Source organism: Paraburkholderia sp. BR10923 (assembly GCF_040948765.1).
Taxonomy (GTDB): domain Bacteria; phylum Pseudomonadota; class Gammaproteobacteria; order Burkholderiales; family Burkholderiaceae; genus Paraburkholderia; species Paraburkholderia youngii.
Genome location: NZ_JBFPKO010000011.1, coordinates 207363 through 223156 on the forward strand (window position 1 = coordinate 207363; position 15794 = coordinate 223156).

The following is a 15794-nucleotide window of genomic DNA, read 5'->3' on the forward strand; positions in this document are numbered from 1 at the left end:
CGCAACGATCAGGCGGGAAGCCGGGATGACGCGGCGCCCTGCTCGTACGCGGACGCCTCGGCCGTCGGCGGCGCGCACAGCAGCGTCGCGATCGGCACGTTGAGCGCGCGCGCCAGCTTGTCGGCCGTAACGATCGACGCGATCGCACTACCCCGTTCGATCTCGCCGACATACGACCGGTTTAGCCCCGCAAACTCGGCAAGCTGCTCCTGCGACCACGACAGCGCTTCGCGCAAGGACCGCACCGTCGCCCCGAAGTCGCGCACAAGTGCTGTCATCCCGGTACCTCCGCCGATATCGCGTTGGCGGCCGGCGCCGCCGCTCGCGCCGACTCACTGCGCAGTACCGCCTGGCTGACGTGCGAGCCCGGCGCGACATCGTGCGTGATCCACACGTTGCCGCCGATCGTCGCGCCACGTCCGATCGTCACACGGCCAAGAATCGTCGCGCCCGCGTAGATGACGACGTCGTCCTCGACGATCGGATGGCGCGCAAGCCCCTTCTCGGGGTGACCGTTTTCGTTGAGCGGAAAGCGCTTCGCGCCGAGCGTCACCGCCTGGTACACGCGTACCCGCTCGCCGATCACGGAGGTCTCGCCGATCACGACACCGGTGCCGTGATCGATGAAAAAGCCCGAGCCGATTCGCGCACCTGGATGGATGTCGATACCGGTTTGCGCATGCGCGAGTTCAGCGACGATCCGCGCGAGCAAGGGCAGGCCAAGGCAATAGAGTTCGTGAGCGAGCCGATGATGGATCATCGCGAGCACGCCGGGATAGCACAGCAGCACCTCGTCGACGCTGCCGGCCGCGGGATCGCCGTGGTACGCCGCGATCACATCGCTGTCGAGCAGCGAGCGAATCGCGGGCAGGCGCCGCGAGAATGCGCGGATTGCTTCGATCGCGCGGCCTTCTATCGCCTCGCCATCGATTCTTTCGCGTCGTGCCGCGTATTGCAGTTCGAGCCGCGCCTGCGCCAGAAGACCGTTCAACGCTGCATCGAGCGCGTGCGCGACGTAGAAGTTTTCACTTTCCTGTCGCAGGTCGGGCGGCCCGAGCCGCATTGGAAACAGCGCGCCCTTCAGCGCGTCGATGACGGTTGCGAGTGCGTCGCGCGACGGCAAATCGCGGCCGCCTGGCTCCAGCGCGCGACGCTGCACGTCACGCCATTGTTGCCGGACCGTTTGTAACGATCCGGCGATGTCGTCGATATCGAATGCCGCCACTGCCATGCTCCCTGTGATTGATGACCGGCACGCGGCTCGTCAGGCTGCGCCTCGTCGCGCGAAGCGCGCGCATCCCCGAAGGCGCCAACAAGCCCGCGCTAGTCCTGCACCCACGGCAGATCGTGAAAGCGCCAGCCATTCACTGCGCCGCGATGCTGGCCGTCGTTCAGATCCCCTTCGAAACCTTCCAGCACGTTGAAAACCTGCGTGAAGCCCGCCTTGGCCGCCGCTTCGGCCGCCAGCGCCGAGCGATTGCCGCTGCGGCACAAAAGCAGAACGACCGCGTCCTTGCCAGTTTTCGCTTCGAGCTCGCGCACAAAACGCGGATTGCGCGTGAGACTCGTGCCCGTCGCCCACGGCACGTGCACCGTGCCCGGCACATGGCCGACGAACTTGCGCTCCTCTGCCGTTCGCACATCCACCAGCAGCGCAGCGCCACTGGAAAAAAGCGCCCATGCGTCCTGCGGCGCGACGCCGCCGGCATAAGGGAGCCCTGCCGTTGCCGCCTTTTCGCGTGCCGTCTCGAGCTCTGCGTGGACCGGTCGTTGTTCGAGTACTGCTGTCATGTCGCCTCCTTGGTGATGGAAAGTGCCGCCACAGCGCGGCAAACCGTCTATAGCCATCAGAAGCGATCATGAGCCAGGCGGTAGGGGCAACAGAACCAATCAAATTTCATTTCTAAAGATCGGCAAATGGAATGGAGGTGTCCGAGTCCGGCCGGGGCGGCCGGTCAGCCAGCGCGCTGTTTCGTTCGCAATGTTGCCGGGCGTCGCACCAAATAAATCAGGCAAATACGCCGGCTCTCAAAGCATGTCAATCACGCGCGCGTGCCGGTCGCTCGAGGCCTCTTCGCGGTCACTCGATGAGATGCCCTGGCGACCCGCCTTGCGCACCCAAACCACGCACGTCGAATGGACTGCCGGTATAGGTTCTGCTCGATTCGGTAATCGCGCGCTTGCCCGGTATCAGCGGAAACACCAGTCCCGCGAAGCGCACGGCCTCCTCCAGATACGGGTAGCCAGACAGCACGAACCGGTCGACGCCGATCTCCATGTACTCGCGCAACCGCTCGGCGACGATCTGCGGATCGCCGACCAGCGCAGTCCCCTGGGATCGGGCGCCGCGGCCCAAACTCTGTAAACTGGTTGAACACCGGATGTTGGCACGCATCGTGGCAGACAAACTCCAGCTGGAGTGGTCGCCTCAGCGGAACGCCGGAGGGCTCAGGCGCGCATACCCGGGCAACGAGGATTTCCACGTGTCACACGAGACCATCTATCGCAGTCTCTTCATCCAGGCACGCGGTGCCCTGAAGAAGGAGCTGCTGGAACATTTGCGGCGTACTCGGGCCATGCGCCGTTCGCGCCATCACACGCAGAAGACGGATGATCACGGCAGGATTCGCGACACGGTATCGATCAGCGAACGTCCAGCGACAGTTGAAGACCGCGCGGTACCGGGACACTGGGAAGGTGATCTGCTGTGCGGTAGCGCGAACAGCCAGATTGCGACGCTCGTCGTGCGCCAGACACGCTATGTGATGCTGGTGAAGATAGCCAGTAAGGACAGCGAGACGGTCATCAATGCACTCATCAGGCATGCCGGCAAGTTGCCACAGGAACTCTATAGATCGCTAACATGGGATCGTGGAACGGAGATGGCCAACCACATGCGGTTCACCGTTGCCACAGACATTGCCGTCTACTTCTGCGACCCGCAACATCCCTGGCAGCGTGGTTCGAATGAGAACACCAATGGACTATTGAGGCAGTACTTCCCGAAAGGTACCGATCTGTCAGTGCGTTCACAGGCCAAACTCGACGCCGTGGCAGGACGCCTTAATGAGCGTCCCAGGAAGACCCTGAACTACGAAACGCCAGCCGAACGATTCCAACGGACTATTGCATCCACCGGTTGAATCCGCCCCGAATTGTGTGCGTAGCACGACCGTCAGGTTTTGGAGTAGTGCAGCAAAATCCAACAGAGGGTTTCCTCGGGGCACTGCAGCGCAGCTCGCGGCCGACTGTTCGCGTTCAACCTGACTCACCGTATGCCGCCGCCTTGTCGTACTAGTGAAGCGGCGCCTTCCTGATTGGCTAAACCGACGGGTCTAAAAAGGCCGGAAAACGGACAGAGGCAATGGCAGTATCCTGCTTTGCTCGGTATAACACACAGGGACGAAAAACAATATTGGCGTCGCATGACAAGCCGCGGCCAATGATAGATTCGGGCTCTTCATCATTCGTGCGCCGCGCGGGGGTATTTCTCGCTAGATGGACAGGCTAACGCATCGGATGTTCGAAATTTACCCTCGTCTATAATTCACGAGCCAGAACATCAATGATCGCACGGAGCCCTATTTTATGAGTCAACCCCGCGGACGACATGCGGGACCTCGGGACAGCGGCCAACGCCAACCTCGTCACATGAAAAAGTCACCGCCCAACAGGCAGGGACAAACGTACGTGAAGGCACCGCCTCGAGACTCCACTCAGACTGCGTCGATTTTCAAAACACGATCATTTCAGTTTCTCGTCGATGCCGTGGGCGCAGAGAATATCGCGCTCGGACTCGACTCGAACATGACGCGAGTGGCCGAACTGATGAAGGGCGAAAGATTCACGCCCGAGACCGCTTTTCATATGGAAACCACGCTTGGGCTTCCGCACGGTTTCTTTGACCAGCCCCATCCTGCGCTCGCGCCCGAAACCATCGCCCGTCTGAAGTCACCGCTCGACTTTGTCAAACCAGACGACGAGCCCGAGGTGGAGTCTGAAACGCCCGTACCGGCTTCCGCCCCGAACGGCGGCCAACAACCCATGCTGGAAGATAACCTGTCCGAGGAAACGGAAATGCCAAAGAAAGCAACGGGCGGGTCGCCGGTGACCGTCAAAAAGAGTCGAAGCCAGATGGCCAGACCGACTGGCACCCATGCACCAGGAAAAGATTCATCTTCGAAATCCAGAGCCTCTTCTGAAGCGACCCGGCAGCACCCGCTGGCGTTAGACGACAGCGCTACGGTCGAAAACATTCGACGGCAGAACCTCCACGTCCTTACGGGTCGCAACGGATCCAAAGCGCGACTTGGTGTAGTCCTATCCATGACCAAGTCAAACATGGCACATCGGCTATATGGCAAGAAGCGCATGGACGATGTCGAGGCGAACCGTTTCACGGAGCGACTTGGTTTGCCGACTGGCTGGTTGGACTCGCCCCGCTCGGAAGCGGAGATTCCCGAGTCGGTGTCACGGCTGCTCACTCCTGCTTCACGCGGACGTGCGTCCGCGGATCAACACGAGCCGATTGCGGCCACCGCGAACGACGATGCGTCAGGAACACCCGTGAATTCGAAGGTGCACACGCGGCGCGCGCGGACGGGCGTCCCGGTTGAGCCAGAAAGCGCCTCCCCTGCTTCAGCGGGTGTCGGAGAAGCGACAGAGGCAATCGTCGTCAGCCAGCAAGATCACATAAGCGGTGCCTCCGCCGAGGCCGCCGGTCGCTCCTCTGAAGGCAGTGATGGCAAGCTGCCGGTGGTCACACCGCCCACCGCTCAATTGCTTCCAGCCGCTGCAATCCCGCAGCAAAACCCCGTGTCGCTCCCCGCTTCCGTCACCAGCCTGGACAACCTTGTCGGTATCGCGCCAATCGCGGAAGCGTTGATCAAGACGCTGGCAGGTAAGGCACGCACGGGCCGATTGGACGAATTGAAGGCTCTGGAACTTCTGCAGCAGGCAGTCCTGCTGTGAGTCGTCGGTAGCGTACGACGATCCGCTGTCCGATGAGGCGTGAAGCGCATTGAGCCGTCCGGGCCCGGTGCGCTCCACAACGGCCTATGCGCTCGACGATCGGGAGCGCCTGCCGTCCCTGAAACAGCGCAACCCGCTTATGCACGAGTCTACGCGTTAATGGTCGAGAAATGGCCGAAGCCTGGCGGCGCGACTCGGGTCCATCAGTTTTCGCATTGCCTTGCTTTCGATCTGCCGGATGCGTTCGCGCGTCAGGTCGAACTGTTTGCCCAGTTCCTCGAGCGTATGGTCAGTCGATGTATCGATCCCGAAACGCATCCGCAACACCTTCGCTTCACGCGGCGACAATGCATCGAGCGCCTCATCGATTGCGACGCGCAGGTTCGCCTGCACGGCCGCATCTGCGGGCGATGTCGCCATCGGATCTTCGATCATATCGCCAAGTGTCGCGTCGGCATCCTCACCCACTGGCGTCTCGAGCGATACGGGTTGCCTCGCGACCTTCAACATGCCGCGAACCTTCTCTTCCGGCAGTTCCATGCGCTGCGCCAACGCGGCAGGATGAGCCTCGCGTCCGGTTTGCTGCAGGATCTCGCGGGAAATCCGGTTCAGCTTGTTGATCGACTCGATCATGTGCACCGGCACCCGGATCGTGCGGGCCTGATCCGCAAGTGAACGCGTCACTGCCTGCCGCACCCACCATGTTGCGTAGGTTGAAAACTTCCAGCCGCGTCGATATTCGAATTTGTCGACGGCTTTCATCAGGCCGATATTTCCTTCCTGGATGAGATCCAGAAAGTGCATGCCCCGGTTCACGTATTTTTTCGCAATGGAGATCACGAGCCGCATGGCACGCTCCAGACCGGTTTGAATCAGTCTAGGGCATATTCGTCATTTGTCCAGGTGCCCACAACGCCTTAGGGTTCGGACGATCCGGAGACCGGTCACGCTCTCATCATCATGAGTCAGCGCGTAAATCAGAGCGCGCGAAATCAACCTCCTTACTTTCGATGACCCCGCCCAAGCGACCCGGCGCCCTTTGATTGCTCCAGTACATATTGGTATGGCTGATCACCGCATCTGGTGACGGCGCGCCTCTTTGCGGCATGTCCTCTGTCGTATGGGCATCGCCGACCAGCGTCGCGTCATAGCCGCGCGCGAGTGCACCATGGAGCGTTGATCGAACGCACATGTCCGTCTGCGCACCGGTCACAATGAGCTGACCAACGCCGAGCCTCGACAGCACCTGCTCCAGATCGGTGTCTTCGAACGCGTCGCGATAACTCTTTTCGGCAATCGCCTCCCCTGGCGCCGGAACGAGTTCGGCAAATTGAAGAAAGAATGTATCTCAGCGGGATCTCCTGCTCAGAATGCGGCACTCACCGGACAGTCGTACCTATCGCAACAGTGTTGGCGCCGCCGCCTCGCCTTGCCGATCACAGTCGCTGCACCGTGAGACTTTCCATCACGTAAGGCGCGAACCGGAAGTCGCGGATCGCGATGATACGGTCGTCGTCGGTCCAATCCAGCAGGATGACATATGCCACGCCCGCGTCGGCCACTACCGGATCGGTAGCCAGCAGCACCGGGCGATGCTCGGCCCAGCCCAATGACAGCGAACAGCCGATCGACTCCGCATACCGCGTGAAGTAGACCGAGACGTCTTTACGGCCCGCCAGACGCGCTCGACTCACGAGGTCGAGACGGACTTCTTCGGCGAGCAGATCGCGTAACGCGTCGAAGTCGCGAGCGTTGAAACGCTCGGCGTAAGCGCGCAGCCGCTCGAGGTCGGCTTCGGCGAGGCGCGGTAGCGCGGCGTCGGATACGCCGACCAGTTCCCTGAGCCGACCGCGCCCCCGGTGCAGCGCGGCCTTGACTGATGGAACGCTGACACTCAGGATCGCTGCCGTTTCCGTTAGCGAATAGCCAAGTACATCCGCAAGGACCACGCAAGAGCGCTGAACGACGGACAGATGCAGAAACATCGCGAGACTCGCGGTCGCCGCCACTCTCGCATCGGCCTGGGCGCCGTGGTCCGTCAGATTCGCCAGCGCCTCGTCGGACTCCTGGTGGCCTTGTCGCTTGCGGCGGCGCAGTGCATCCAGCGCCGCGTGATGAGCAATGGCCAGCAACCAGCTTTCCGGGTGCAAAATCTCGCCGGCTGCCGAACAGGCCGCGACCGCATTGGACAGCGTCTCCTGAACGACGTCTTCTCCATCGAAAGCCGAGCCCATCATGCGCGTGCAATACCGATGCAGACGCGGGCGCATCGCCGCCATCAGTTGAGTGAGTTCATTCGCATCCAAAGCCGAATCCTCCGGTTGATCCCGCACCCCGATATCGAATAGACGTTCCCGCTCACCCAAAGGATGCGGTCCGGAAAAACTTTTTTGCGCGCATCCTTTAGCTTGTCGCCGTCGTCTTTACGGTTATCGGACCACACCGGCGCCGATAACCGTGAAAGGAAGAAATCATGCAACGACTGACACTGGTGCGCTACACCATCAAACCCGAACAAACCGCGGAAAACGAAGCGCTGTCGCGGGCTGTGTTCGATAGCCTCCGGGATACGGCGCCCGAACACACCGCCTATGCGCTGTTCAGAAACGGCCGTGAATTCATTCACCTCTTCGTGAATCTCGCCGCTGACGATTCGGCAGCCGTCACCGAGCTTCCTGCCTTCAAGGCATACCAGAAAGGTCTCACGGAACGCCTGGAAGCGCCCGTCGAAGTCTTGCGATTGGGCGTCGACTTACTGGACTCGTACGGTTTGCCAGACGATTCGGCGGCACGTTGAATCGGAGGATGCGCTTCGGATATTGCGGCGCTAGTCAACATCACTGGCGCCGCCGACGTACACCAGGCCCGAGGCGTCGCAACGGGGTGGTTTGCCCGATAGCCTGGAGATCCTCTATTTCGCCGGATTTCCCTGCTGATGGTTGACGGTGCCCGTCCAAGCCTGCTGGCCACCGAACGGGTCGAGTCCCGGCTACCAGTGAGCGTGAAATCTCCTCGCGCTCGGCCAACGTCAACGCCAGTCTGGAACGACGTCGTAGTGCCGGCCGTATTCCACCTGTCTGCGCCAGGATTCCCTGCACCGACGAGTGATTCCGATCGAACAGTTGCGCAATATGCTGAAGCGACTCGCCTTTCTGCCAGAGCTCACACATTAACGCTTTCTGGCTTTCGCTATCCGCTTTAGTGAACGGCCATTTCGAGTTGAACGCTCGCCACACCCCTCGGCCCGGATAGTCACGCTGCGCGGTCCGACCACGCCGAAGATGTCGGTTTGCCTGTCACAGCCTGTTGCTGTCGAATCCTGTTAGCGGCGACTGGTTGACATTGACCAACAACTGCTCAGTAACTGAGCCGGCCGTACGGCAAGAGCAGTTTGGCGGTCAGGGATACTCTGTCTAGAATATCTGGGAGCCGACGCTGCGAACTTTCGCGCGACGTGAAGTTGAAGAAGGGGGCGCCATGAAGGCGGCAATTATTGGCTTCGTTGCCCAATTTGCTTTCCTATTTGCGCTCGCGTGTCTGTCGAGAGCCGGACTAGCGCAAGTGGTTCGGACCGAGGTCATTCCGGTCCCGTCTGTCACGATGACGGATCAGGAATTCCTGAACGGTCTCGAGGACGGGCGGCCGGTCACGATCGCGGGCGAACTTCGACTTCACAAGGCTGGAGTCGAACGATTTCCGCTAGTTGTCCTGCTGCACGGTTCAGGCGGAATTGGCAGTTCGGTGACCGACTGGGAGCAGGATCTACTCGCAATGGGCGTCGCCACTTTCGTTTTGGATAGCTTCTCCGGACGCGGCATCATCAGCACAAACAACGATCAGGCTCAGTTGCCTCGTCTGGCGCAAGCCGAGGACGCCTACCGCGCGCTCGCAATTCTTTCGAAACACCTCAGGATCGACCCGGCAAGGATCATGATCATGGGATTTTCGCGAGGCGGACAAAATGCACTCCATGCAAGCTTGAAGCGGTTCCAACGATTGCATGCCTCACCCGGGACGGAGTTCGCGGCCTATGTTGCGTTCTATCCAGACTGCACCTACACGTATCGTGAAGATGACGAGCTGGTTGCGAAACCAGTAAGAATATTCCAGGGCAGCGCAGACAACTACAACCCAGTTGCTCCATGCCGTGCATACGTAGAACGACTAACGGCAAAAGGTAACGATGTTCAGTTGACCGAGTACCCAAGGGCCAATCATGTCTTCGACTCGGTTGCTCTCAGGCAGCCGGTTCAGCTTCCGCAGGCGCAAACGACTAGAAATTGCAGGACCATCGAGCTGGAGAAGGGGCTGCTGGTCAACGCCCGGACGAGGGAGCCCTTTACATACAATGACCCTTGTGTCGAGCGCGGGGTGACGACGGCTTACGACGAACAGGCGGCAAGGGAGGTGAAGCAAGCTGTTCACGAGATAGTGATGACAGTGCTAAAGCCCAGCGTTGCCGCTTCAACGGCCCACCCGTGATTATTGGGGCACGCCCCGGTCTGGGCTGCGGCGGCGGCTTCAGATAAAGGGATGACTGTTGTACCGCTCAAAGCTATCGCACAGAAAGCGCCAAGTTCTACGTCCCTAACGGTGTCCGCGTGTCCTCAGTTACAGGGGCAACTCCAAATGCGCACCCTTATCTGACAAAGCAACGTTGCCCTCCTCCACACCTAGGAACTCTCGGATCACCTGCTCGGCATCTTCGTTCGACCCGATCGACTGGAGATATTTTCTGTGCGCTGTAACGGGTTGGTCGAATCGCATCGTCGAGATCATTGCCGCGTATCGCAGCGCCTGCAGCTCCATGTGGCCATCGTTGTCACGCTTGAGCTCCACGACTACGAGCTGGGCCTGATCGTCAAGACAGAGCAGGTCAATGCGCCTGTTCGCCCCGACCCAGTCTCCAAACTCTTCCGCAAGCACCATCGTTTTGACGTTTGGCGTAATCGCGGCTATGTGCGAACGGATGGCCTTCTGAATGTTTTGACGCTCGATTATCCCGAGCTGCGCGAACGTCTGAGGCCTGATTTCTTGAAGGCTTTCGCCGGTCATCTCGTACAGCGCCATCAAATTCCCCTGTATGAACTGTGGCAGTGTTCGCCGTCAGTGTGCGAAGGTCTCGCGCCCGGCGCTAGTCATCTTTCAGGAAGGCCTCATAGTGGTAAACGCAGAGACCATTGTAATCTTCATCCCCTGGGTCCGAGATCCGTTGTAGACCACCATAACGGACGTTGATTCTCTCTCCTTTCCGTAAGCAATGGCCTGATCGATACGCTCCTGCGAGAAACCCTGCGTGGCAGGAGCAGCATGTGTCCATTCAGCGCCGGGGGAAAGGAGACTGCTCGGCAGACTCGCCCGGCGTCGACAACGATAGCGGCTGCGACGCGCATCCGACGAACGTTAATGCAAGCCCAACTGCAACAGTCAGACCGAACAGGAAGCCCTCGTGCCTGATTCGCAGCCTGCGCCTTCGGCATGGAATGATGCGCAGCCTTGTCCGATGACGCGGTCGCCAAGTTTGTTGCTGCCTGGCGCGCGAGGGCTTGCGTGCGTATCGCGGGGTTCTTCGTCCTGACGATGACACGCTGACCGTCTTGCTGATGGTCCTGACGCGCGCAACTTGCGGGTTGCCGCTGCCTTCACACATTAACAGCCAGCGCCATCACTCGGCCCGCGTCATCGCGTTATCGCCGCAGCGGATGCTCAAGAAAAAATCGCAGCATTTCCGCACTCGCATCTGGCCCCATGGGATCGGTGTAGCTGCCCCGCGCATTTCCGCCTGCCCACGCGTGTGGTGCCCCGTGAATAGTCCACAGTTCGGCGTCCATGCCGTTCGTGGAGACCAGATGGGAGACGGTACACGCACGTCGACCTGCAATTGTCCGACGCGGTTCGCGGCCGTCATGCAGTCGTGCGTCGAAACCCTGAACGAGCCGCATGGCATTCCGCATGTGAACCGTGGCGTCCGCGTCGCCGTGAAAGACGATGACCGGCCGCTTCGGTAATGAGGCGGTATCGTCCATGGCGTCTCGTGCGTGTCTGGGAGGCCTGCCGCCTTTCATGGCCGCGAGCGCCGAGGGAAGATCGTGTGCGCATCCTGCTGGAAGACCAGAATGCACACCTGCGGCCGCGTACAGCTCTGGATACGCGCCAATCATGATCGCCGCCATTGCTCCCCCCGCGGACAGACCCGCGACGTACACGCGCGCGGGATCGACGCTGTGGGCTCCAATAATTTCGCGTGTTATGCCTGCGATCAACGACGGTTCACCGCGTTCGCAACGCTGATCATCGGGTTTGAACCAGTTCCAGCACTTCGACGGATTTGCCTGCTGCGGCTGCTCGGGATAGGCGACGAGAAATCGATGCTGCTCAGCCAACGAATTCATCTGCGTGCCCGCCGCGAAATCGTCGGCGTTCTGTGTGCAGCCATGCAGCATCACGATCAATGGCAGCGGCTCGCTGTGATTGCCTGCCGGCACATACAGTCGATATTGCCGGCGGCCCACGGCATTCGAATACATATGCGTGCTGAAATGTCCCCGGTTCTCGACGTCAACGCGGACTTCTCGCGGTTTGAGCGTTTCGGCGTTCCTTTTCGCCGGCGCCTCGAATACAACGGTAGCGGCTTCCGGGGTCACCTCGCGTGGCACCGCCCCGTTCACGACACCTCCGGTCTCCCCGCGCAGGGCACGTTGTATCGCCTGCGTAGCTTCGGCGGGGCCGCGGGTGCGCAGCAAAGTCATTGCTTCGCGCATCGAGTTCAGAAAACCTTGTTCGAGTTTCATAGTGTTGGTCCGTTAAGGATTGAGCGTCGGACGCGCTGCTAGCGGATTCTGTCGGCGAGCGCTGTCTTGACGGCAGTCGATGCGTGAAAGGCACCCAACACCACGACGCTTTCGATGGTCGCGAGTGCGAGTTCCGGGGTGACGTCGCCAGCGATGCTGGCGAGTCCCAGCACCTGGATGGTGAGGCGCTGATGAGCGGCACGAACCGCTTCCAGATCCTGCCGCGAAAAATGCTGTAGGCCGAGCACAAGCGCACGGCGTGTCACCGTTTCGTGAACGACCTGTGCATGCAGCGCCAACTGATTGCGAATGGCGGTTCTGATCAGGTCCGTCCGGTTCGAATAAAAGCCTTCTTCCACCAGCAGATCGATCTGGCCGAGGTCGACAGGGCCGAGGTTGATCGTGATTTTTTCCGACTCGCCGCCCTTCGGGCGACTCGTGCCGCGGGACGCGGGGTTTTCCATTTTTCCATCCGGAGGACATCCATGTGGATGGTTATAGGCGTATTTTCGCTGCACCGCAACATAATTTTCGCTTCAGGCGACTGCAACAGAGGGGCTCGTCCTTTCCTGGTTCCAAGCTGCTTTGCCGCCGGCACGGTATGCGAATTGCGGTCACGAACCTACGGATTAACGCCGTCCGGTGTTGACCGGTTCGTACTTGAGGAGACTGCCATGCGAGTTGCGACGATAGGGGTTTTGATTTCGGCGCTTTTAGTTGGAACATCGGGCAGCGTTTTCGCCCAAGGCGCGGGCGGCGGTGCCGCTGGAGGACAAGGCGGTACTGGAATGAGCAAGCCAAACTCTAGCGGGTCGACCAATACGGTCTCAGGCGCGTCAGGGGCTAACACCATGGCACCGGCGACGACCAGTTCTCACAACAAGATGCATAAGAAGGCCGGACCCGCCACGCCTTCGTCAGCTACCAACCCTGCCTCGGGTGGAAGCTGATGATAGAAATTGAGTCGTAGGCGGACCTCAGGTCCAAGGAGTCCTCAGGCCCAGGAGGCCGGGCCTGAGGATAAGCGGTGTTACGCCCGGTGGGCTTTATGTCGACTATTGGGACGCAGCCCCTGTCCGATGGTACCGACGCTTTTAGATGTCGCAACGGTTATTGAGTCGCTGCCTCTTCGACGCTGGTTCCTTGTCCCAACACCGTCAGCTTTTCATCGGCGGACTTCGCTTCCTCCAGCGTATCGAGCAGGAGCTTCTGAGCGGCAGATTCACCCAGCTATTCAGCCAGCGCAGCGAGCGTTCCGTACGTCGCGATCTCATTCAACCTTTTGAGCGGCCCCGATAAGGGCGAGGTCGAGGACGGGCCCCTTCTCAATTTCCCAATCTGCTCGCCGCCCTCCTCGACAAGTTCTTCCATCGCGGCGCATTTGATTCGCTTCAGTTTGATACCGCGGGATTCGACTCATCCAGATGTGCTCATGTTGTGATCCGCCTCCTTGCCGCGCATCGGCACGGCCCAATTCGCACGTTGCCCGCCGGCTGCGTCACCGATCTGAGTAGGGGAAGTCAAAGCATTCCGGAAGCCGGTCGGCAGGTAGCGCAATACATTGATGGAGACGAGCATGATCGGCAGGGACAATGTCTCGAGAGAGACCGACGTGGGCGCAGAGATGCGAAGATCGACAGCTCCCACCTTACTTCGCTTGAGCTTGTACTTTTTGCGCAGCGCACGCGTTTTTACTATGCAAGTCCCTCCTTCCGAAGCAATGTATACACCCCAGGCCGAGTTGTGCGGATCAGCCGCCGATATTTTCAGTTGGCGCGGGCCCACACGGCCGTCTTCGCGACGATGTTCGAGCGGACAGCCTCACGCGTCTCAGCGACGCGAGCGAGCAAATTAAGGGGGATGCAAACCAGCTGGCAGCAGAAGCACAGAAGCTTTACTCCGATTTCGCCGAACTGTTGCGGAAGGCGACGCTGGAACGGCCGCTTGCCACGCTCGCCATTGCCGCTGGCGTCGGCTTTGTGTTGGGGCGCGCTGCGCGGAGCGAGCCGTCGTGTCAGAAAACTTCGCAGGCGTGACTCGAGAAATTTGGACTAAAGCGTTGCCGCCCGCACAACGTCGGCAGGAGGACCGAATGTCGATCCATGCGAAGGTCACAACGTGGCGCAACAATGGCCGATTCTGCGTCGAGCGCGTCACGGACTACAGCGAGCTGATCACGTTGGAAATCGAGGAAACCCGAAAGCGCCTGGTGCGCGAGCTGAGCGCCCTCGTGGCGTTGGCCGTCGCGGGACTCTTCACGCTGCCGTTCCTTTGCATCGCGATCATTGCCACCGCATGGCCGACGCCTTACTTTCTTGCGGTAGTCTGGGGCGTTGCTGCGGCGTGGCTGCTGATCTGCATCGTTTCCTTCCTCGTCTTGCGCCTGCAGAAACCGGCGCAATCGCTTTACGTTCTCCAGACCGAGATACATCGCGATCTCGACGCTCTCAGCGATTCGCTCAAATGAACCCGCGACATCATGCACATGAGCTTGCCCGGCCAATCGTTCTGGAACGCATGGAGGTGTCACGGACCGCATTGGTCGTGGCGAACCGGACTGTCGCGTTGCCGGCAGCGCCTACGGGGCCGCGGTCAACCTCCAGCAATGTGCTCGCTGCGCTCGCCGAGGCGCCGCGTGTGGCCCTGCTGCTCGCTCTGGTGGTCGGCGGCCATTGCGCTTAGGTCACGACGCAAGCTGACGATCGCTGGCCGGGCCGGTGCCACCGCCTGGATCGCCCGCAATGTGCGAAGGTCAGTCGGCTCCTGACGAATAGCGTGCCGTCGCTCTTAACCGCCGCTGGCCCGACATGCGTTATCACTCTCTTTCGAAGCCTTTATCCGCTAGGCGGTAGACGTCATCTGACGCGGCACAATAAATGCGGCGAACGAGGCGGCCACGTCCCGCATGGCGGCCGTGCCCGGCGTAGCGGATAAGCGCTTATTTCAGCGTAGACAAGTTCAGGGAGGCGGCATATGGAACCAGTGAATAACCCGACGGAATACAGCTTTGCAGCAAACGATGCCGGCGCCCTAAAGCATCGAAACGAAAGCGCAGTTTCATGGGGTGCGATATTCGCTGGCGGCGTCGGCGCAGCAGCATTCGCACTGATTCTGTTGACGCTGGGCACGGGCCTCGGTTTGACGTCCCTCTCGCCATGGTCGTCGGGCACCGCTAACGCGAAGGCGTTCGGGTTTGCTGCGGTGATCTGGGTCTGCGTCACGTCCGTTCTCACGTCCGGGATTGGCGGCTATCTCGCCGGACGGCTGCGCCGACGATGGCTCGACGTCCACGTCGACGAGATGCACTTTCGCGACACTGCGCATGGCTTCCTTAGCTGGGCCATAGCGACGCTCGTCATCGCGGCCATCCTGACTTCGGCTGTCTCGGGCATCGCACGAACCGGCGTACAAACTGCTGCGCCGGTAGCGTCCGGAAGCTCCGCGCTCGCGACCGAGACGATGCAGCGTGGGAACGCGGCCGCCGCCATAAATACGTGGCCGCTCGGCTACCTGATCGACTCCTTGTTCCGTATGCCTGCCGGAGCGCAGGCCACGCCAGCTGAGGGAGCCTCGTCACGCGGCGAAATACCGCGCGCGGAAACGGCGCGCATTTTTCTCAATAGCGCCGCGACAGGTGATCCGTTGTCGCCGGATGACACCGCATACCTGAGCCGCCTGGTCGCGCAACAAACAGGAATGGCGCCGGAAGCGGCACAAGCGAGAGTCACGACGACCTACGCAAGGCTATTGCAGAAAATCAGCGCATTCGATGCCGCTGCGAAACAAGGCGCCGACAGGGCTCGCAAGGCCGCTATCGGAGCTTCGTTGTGGCTCTTCGTATCGTTGCTGATGGGTGCATTCTCGGCCAGTCTCGCGGCAACCTATGGTGGCCGTGTGCGCCAGCTCTAAGGCATTGCTGATCAAGTCCACCGCATAGCTACTCGGAGCGTTATAGAGCGGAGTGGATAAGGAAGGCAGAACAGGATGAAGCAGCAGACGCTGGCGATGGCAGCTGACGAAGGTGCGGGTTTC

General features: G+C 60.5%; 13 protein-coding genes and 6 pseudogenes. 6 read left to right on the forward strand and 13 right to left on the reverse strand.

All coding sequences use genetic code 11. The annotated features are described in order from the left end of the window. Positions 1–8: 8 nt before the first annotated feature. The 4 genes and pseudogenes from AB3X94_RS22045 to AB3X94_RS22060 form a co-directional block, all read right to left on the reverse strand. Entirely contained in the window at positions 9–278 is a 270-nt protein-coding gene (locus AB3X94_RS22045; RefSeq protein ID WP_368612696.1) for a helix-turn-helix domain-containing protein, read from the reverse strand. Further along, the gene (epsC, locus tag AB3X94_RS22050) at positions 275–1225 is read right to left on the reverse strand and encodes a serine O-acetyltransferase EpsC (protein WP_176111057.1); all 951 of its coding nucleotides are present in this window, start codon (positions 1223–1225) and stop codon (positions 275–277) included. Before epsC ends, AB3X94_RS22045 begins: the two co-directional genes overlap by 4 nt. A gap of 98 nt (positions 1226–1323) precedes the next feature. Continuing rightward, positions 1324–1791 carry a rhodanese-like domain-containing protein gene (locus AB3X94_RS22055; RefSeq protein ID WP_176111058.1) on the reverse strand — a complete coding sequence of 156 codons (468 nt, stop codon included), beginning with the start codon at positions 1789–1791 and terminating at the stop codon, positions 1324–1326. 289 nt (positions 1792–2080) lie between these two features. Further along, a pseudogene (locus AB3X94_RS22060) lies at positions 2081–2332 on the reverse strand (alkanesulfonate monooxygenase); the annotation flags it as partial. A 1-nt stretch (position 2333) separates the two neighbouring features. On the opposite strand from AB3X94_RS22060, the pseudogene AB3X94_RS22065 reads away from it, so the two are divergent. Both AB3X94_RS22065 and AB3X94_RS22070 read left to right on the forward strand, forming a co-directional pair. Next, a pseudogene (locus AB3X94_RS22065) lies at positions 2334–3143 on the forward strand (IS30 family transposase); the annotation flags it as partial. Positions 3144–3588: 445 nt separating this feature from the next. After that, positions 3589–4971, forward strand: a complete 1383-nt coding sequence (locus AB3X94_RS22070) for a hypothetical protein (protein ID WP_368612697.1) — start codon at positions 3589–3591, stop codon at positions 4969–4971. 156 nt (positions 4972–5127) lie between these two features. On the opposite strand, the pseudogene AB3X94_RS22075 reads toward AB3X94_RS22070, so the two are convergent. The 3 genes and pseudogenes from AB3X94_RS22075 to AB3X94_RS22085 form a co-directional block, all read right to left on the reverse strand. Further along, positions 5128–5820 (reverse strand): annotated as a pseudogene (locus AB3X94_RS22075) (sigma-70 family RNA polymerase sigma factor); the annotation flags it as partial. A 109-nt stretch (positions 5821–5929) separates the two neighbouring features. Next, positions 5930–6283, reverse strand: a pseudogene (locus AB3X94_RS22080) (isochorismatase family protein); the annotation flags it as partial. Between the two features lie 124 nt (positions 6284–6407). Continuing rightward, positions 6408–7277 (reverse strand): RNA polymerase sigma factor, encoded by an 870-nt coding sequence (locus AB3X94_RS22085; protein ID WP_246392246.1) that lies wholly within the window; start codon positions 7275–7277, stop codon positions 6408–6410. Between the two features lie 185 nt (positions 7278–7462). Between AB3X94_RS22085 and AB3X94_RS22090 the strand changes: the two genes are divergently transcribed. Further along, positions 7463–7768 carry a hypothetical protein gene (locus tag AB3X94_RS22090; RefSeq protein WP_368612698.1) on the forward strand — a complete coding sequence of 102 codons (306 nt, stop codon included), beginning with the start codon at positions 7463–7465 and terminating at the stop codon, positions 7766–7768. 92 nt (positions 7769–7860) lie between these two features. Here AB3X94_RS22090 and AB3X94_RS22095 read toward each other — a convergent pair. Continuing rightward, positions 7861–8141 (reverse strand): annotated as a pseudogene (locus AB3X94_RS22095) (helix-turn-helix domain-containing protein); the annotation flags it as partial. 307 nt (positions 8142–8448) lie between these two features. Between AB3X94_RS22095 and AB3X94_RS22100 the strand changes: the two are divergent. After that, positions 8449–9453, forward strand: a complete 1005-nt coding sequence (locus tag AB3X94_RS22100; RefSeq protein WP_368612699.1) for a dienelactone hydrolase family protein — start codon at positions 8449–8451, stop codon at positions 9451–9453. Between the two features lie 129 nt (positions 9454–9582). Here the strand turns inward: AB3X94_RS22100 and AB3X94_RS22105 are convergent, their stop codons facing one another. The 5 genes and pseudogenes from AB3X94_RS22105 to AB3X94_RS22125 all read right to left on the reverse strand — a co-directional run bounded on the left by AB3X94_RS22105 (position 9583) and on the right by AB3X94_RS22125 (position 13547). Continuing rightward, a complete protein-coding gene (locus tag AB3X94_RS22105) occupies positions 9583–10041 on the reverse strand; it encodes a hypothetical protein (RefSeq protein ID WP_368612700.1) in 459 nt (152 codons plus the stop codon). A 617-nt stretch (positions 10042–10658) separates the two neighbouring features. Then, complete coding sequence (locus AB3X94_RS22110; RefSeq protein ID WP_368612701.1) at positions 10659–11762, reverse strand: PHB depolymerase family esterase; 1104 nt, start codon at positions 11760–11762, stop codon at positions 10659–10661. Between the two features lie 38 nt (positions 11763–11800). Continuing rightward, positions 11801–12226, reverse strand: a complete 426-nt coding sequence (locus AB3X94_RS22115; RefSeq protein WP_368612702.1) for a CopG family transcriptional regulator — start codon at positions 12224–12226, stop codon at positions 11801–11803. A gap of 646 nt (positions 12227–12872) precedes the next feature. Next, positions 12873–13178 (reverse strand): annotated as a pseudogene (locus AB3X94_RS22120) (ferritin-like domain-containing protein); the annotation flags it as partial. Further along, entirely contained in the window at positions 13179–13547 is a 369-nt protein-coding gene (locus tag AB3X94_RS22125; protein ID WP_368612703.1) for a hypothetical protein, read from the reverse strand. It abuts the pseudogene before it with no gap. Between the two features lie 307 nt (positions 13548–13854). On the opposite strand from AB3X94_RS22125, the gene AB3X94_RS22130 reads away from it, so the two are divergent. Together AB3X94_RS22130 and AB3X94_RS22135 are read left to right on the forward strand one after the other, a co-directional pair. Beyond that, a complete protein-coding gene (locus AB3X94_RS22130; protein WP_368612714.1) occupies positions 13855–14229 on the forward strand; it encodes a phage holin family protein in 375 nt (124 codons plus the stop codon). Positions 14230–14735: 506 nt separating this feature from the next. Then, positions 14736–15671, forward strand: coding sequence for a hypothetical protein (locus tag AB3X94_RS22135; RefSeq protein WP_368612704.1), 936 nt, complete (start codon positions 14736–14738; stop codon positions 15669–15671). Positions 15672–15794: the final 123 nt, after the last annotated feature.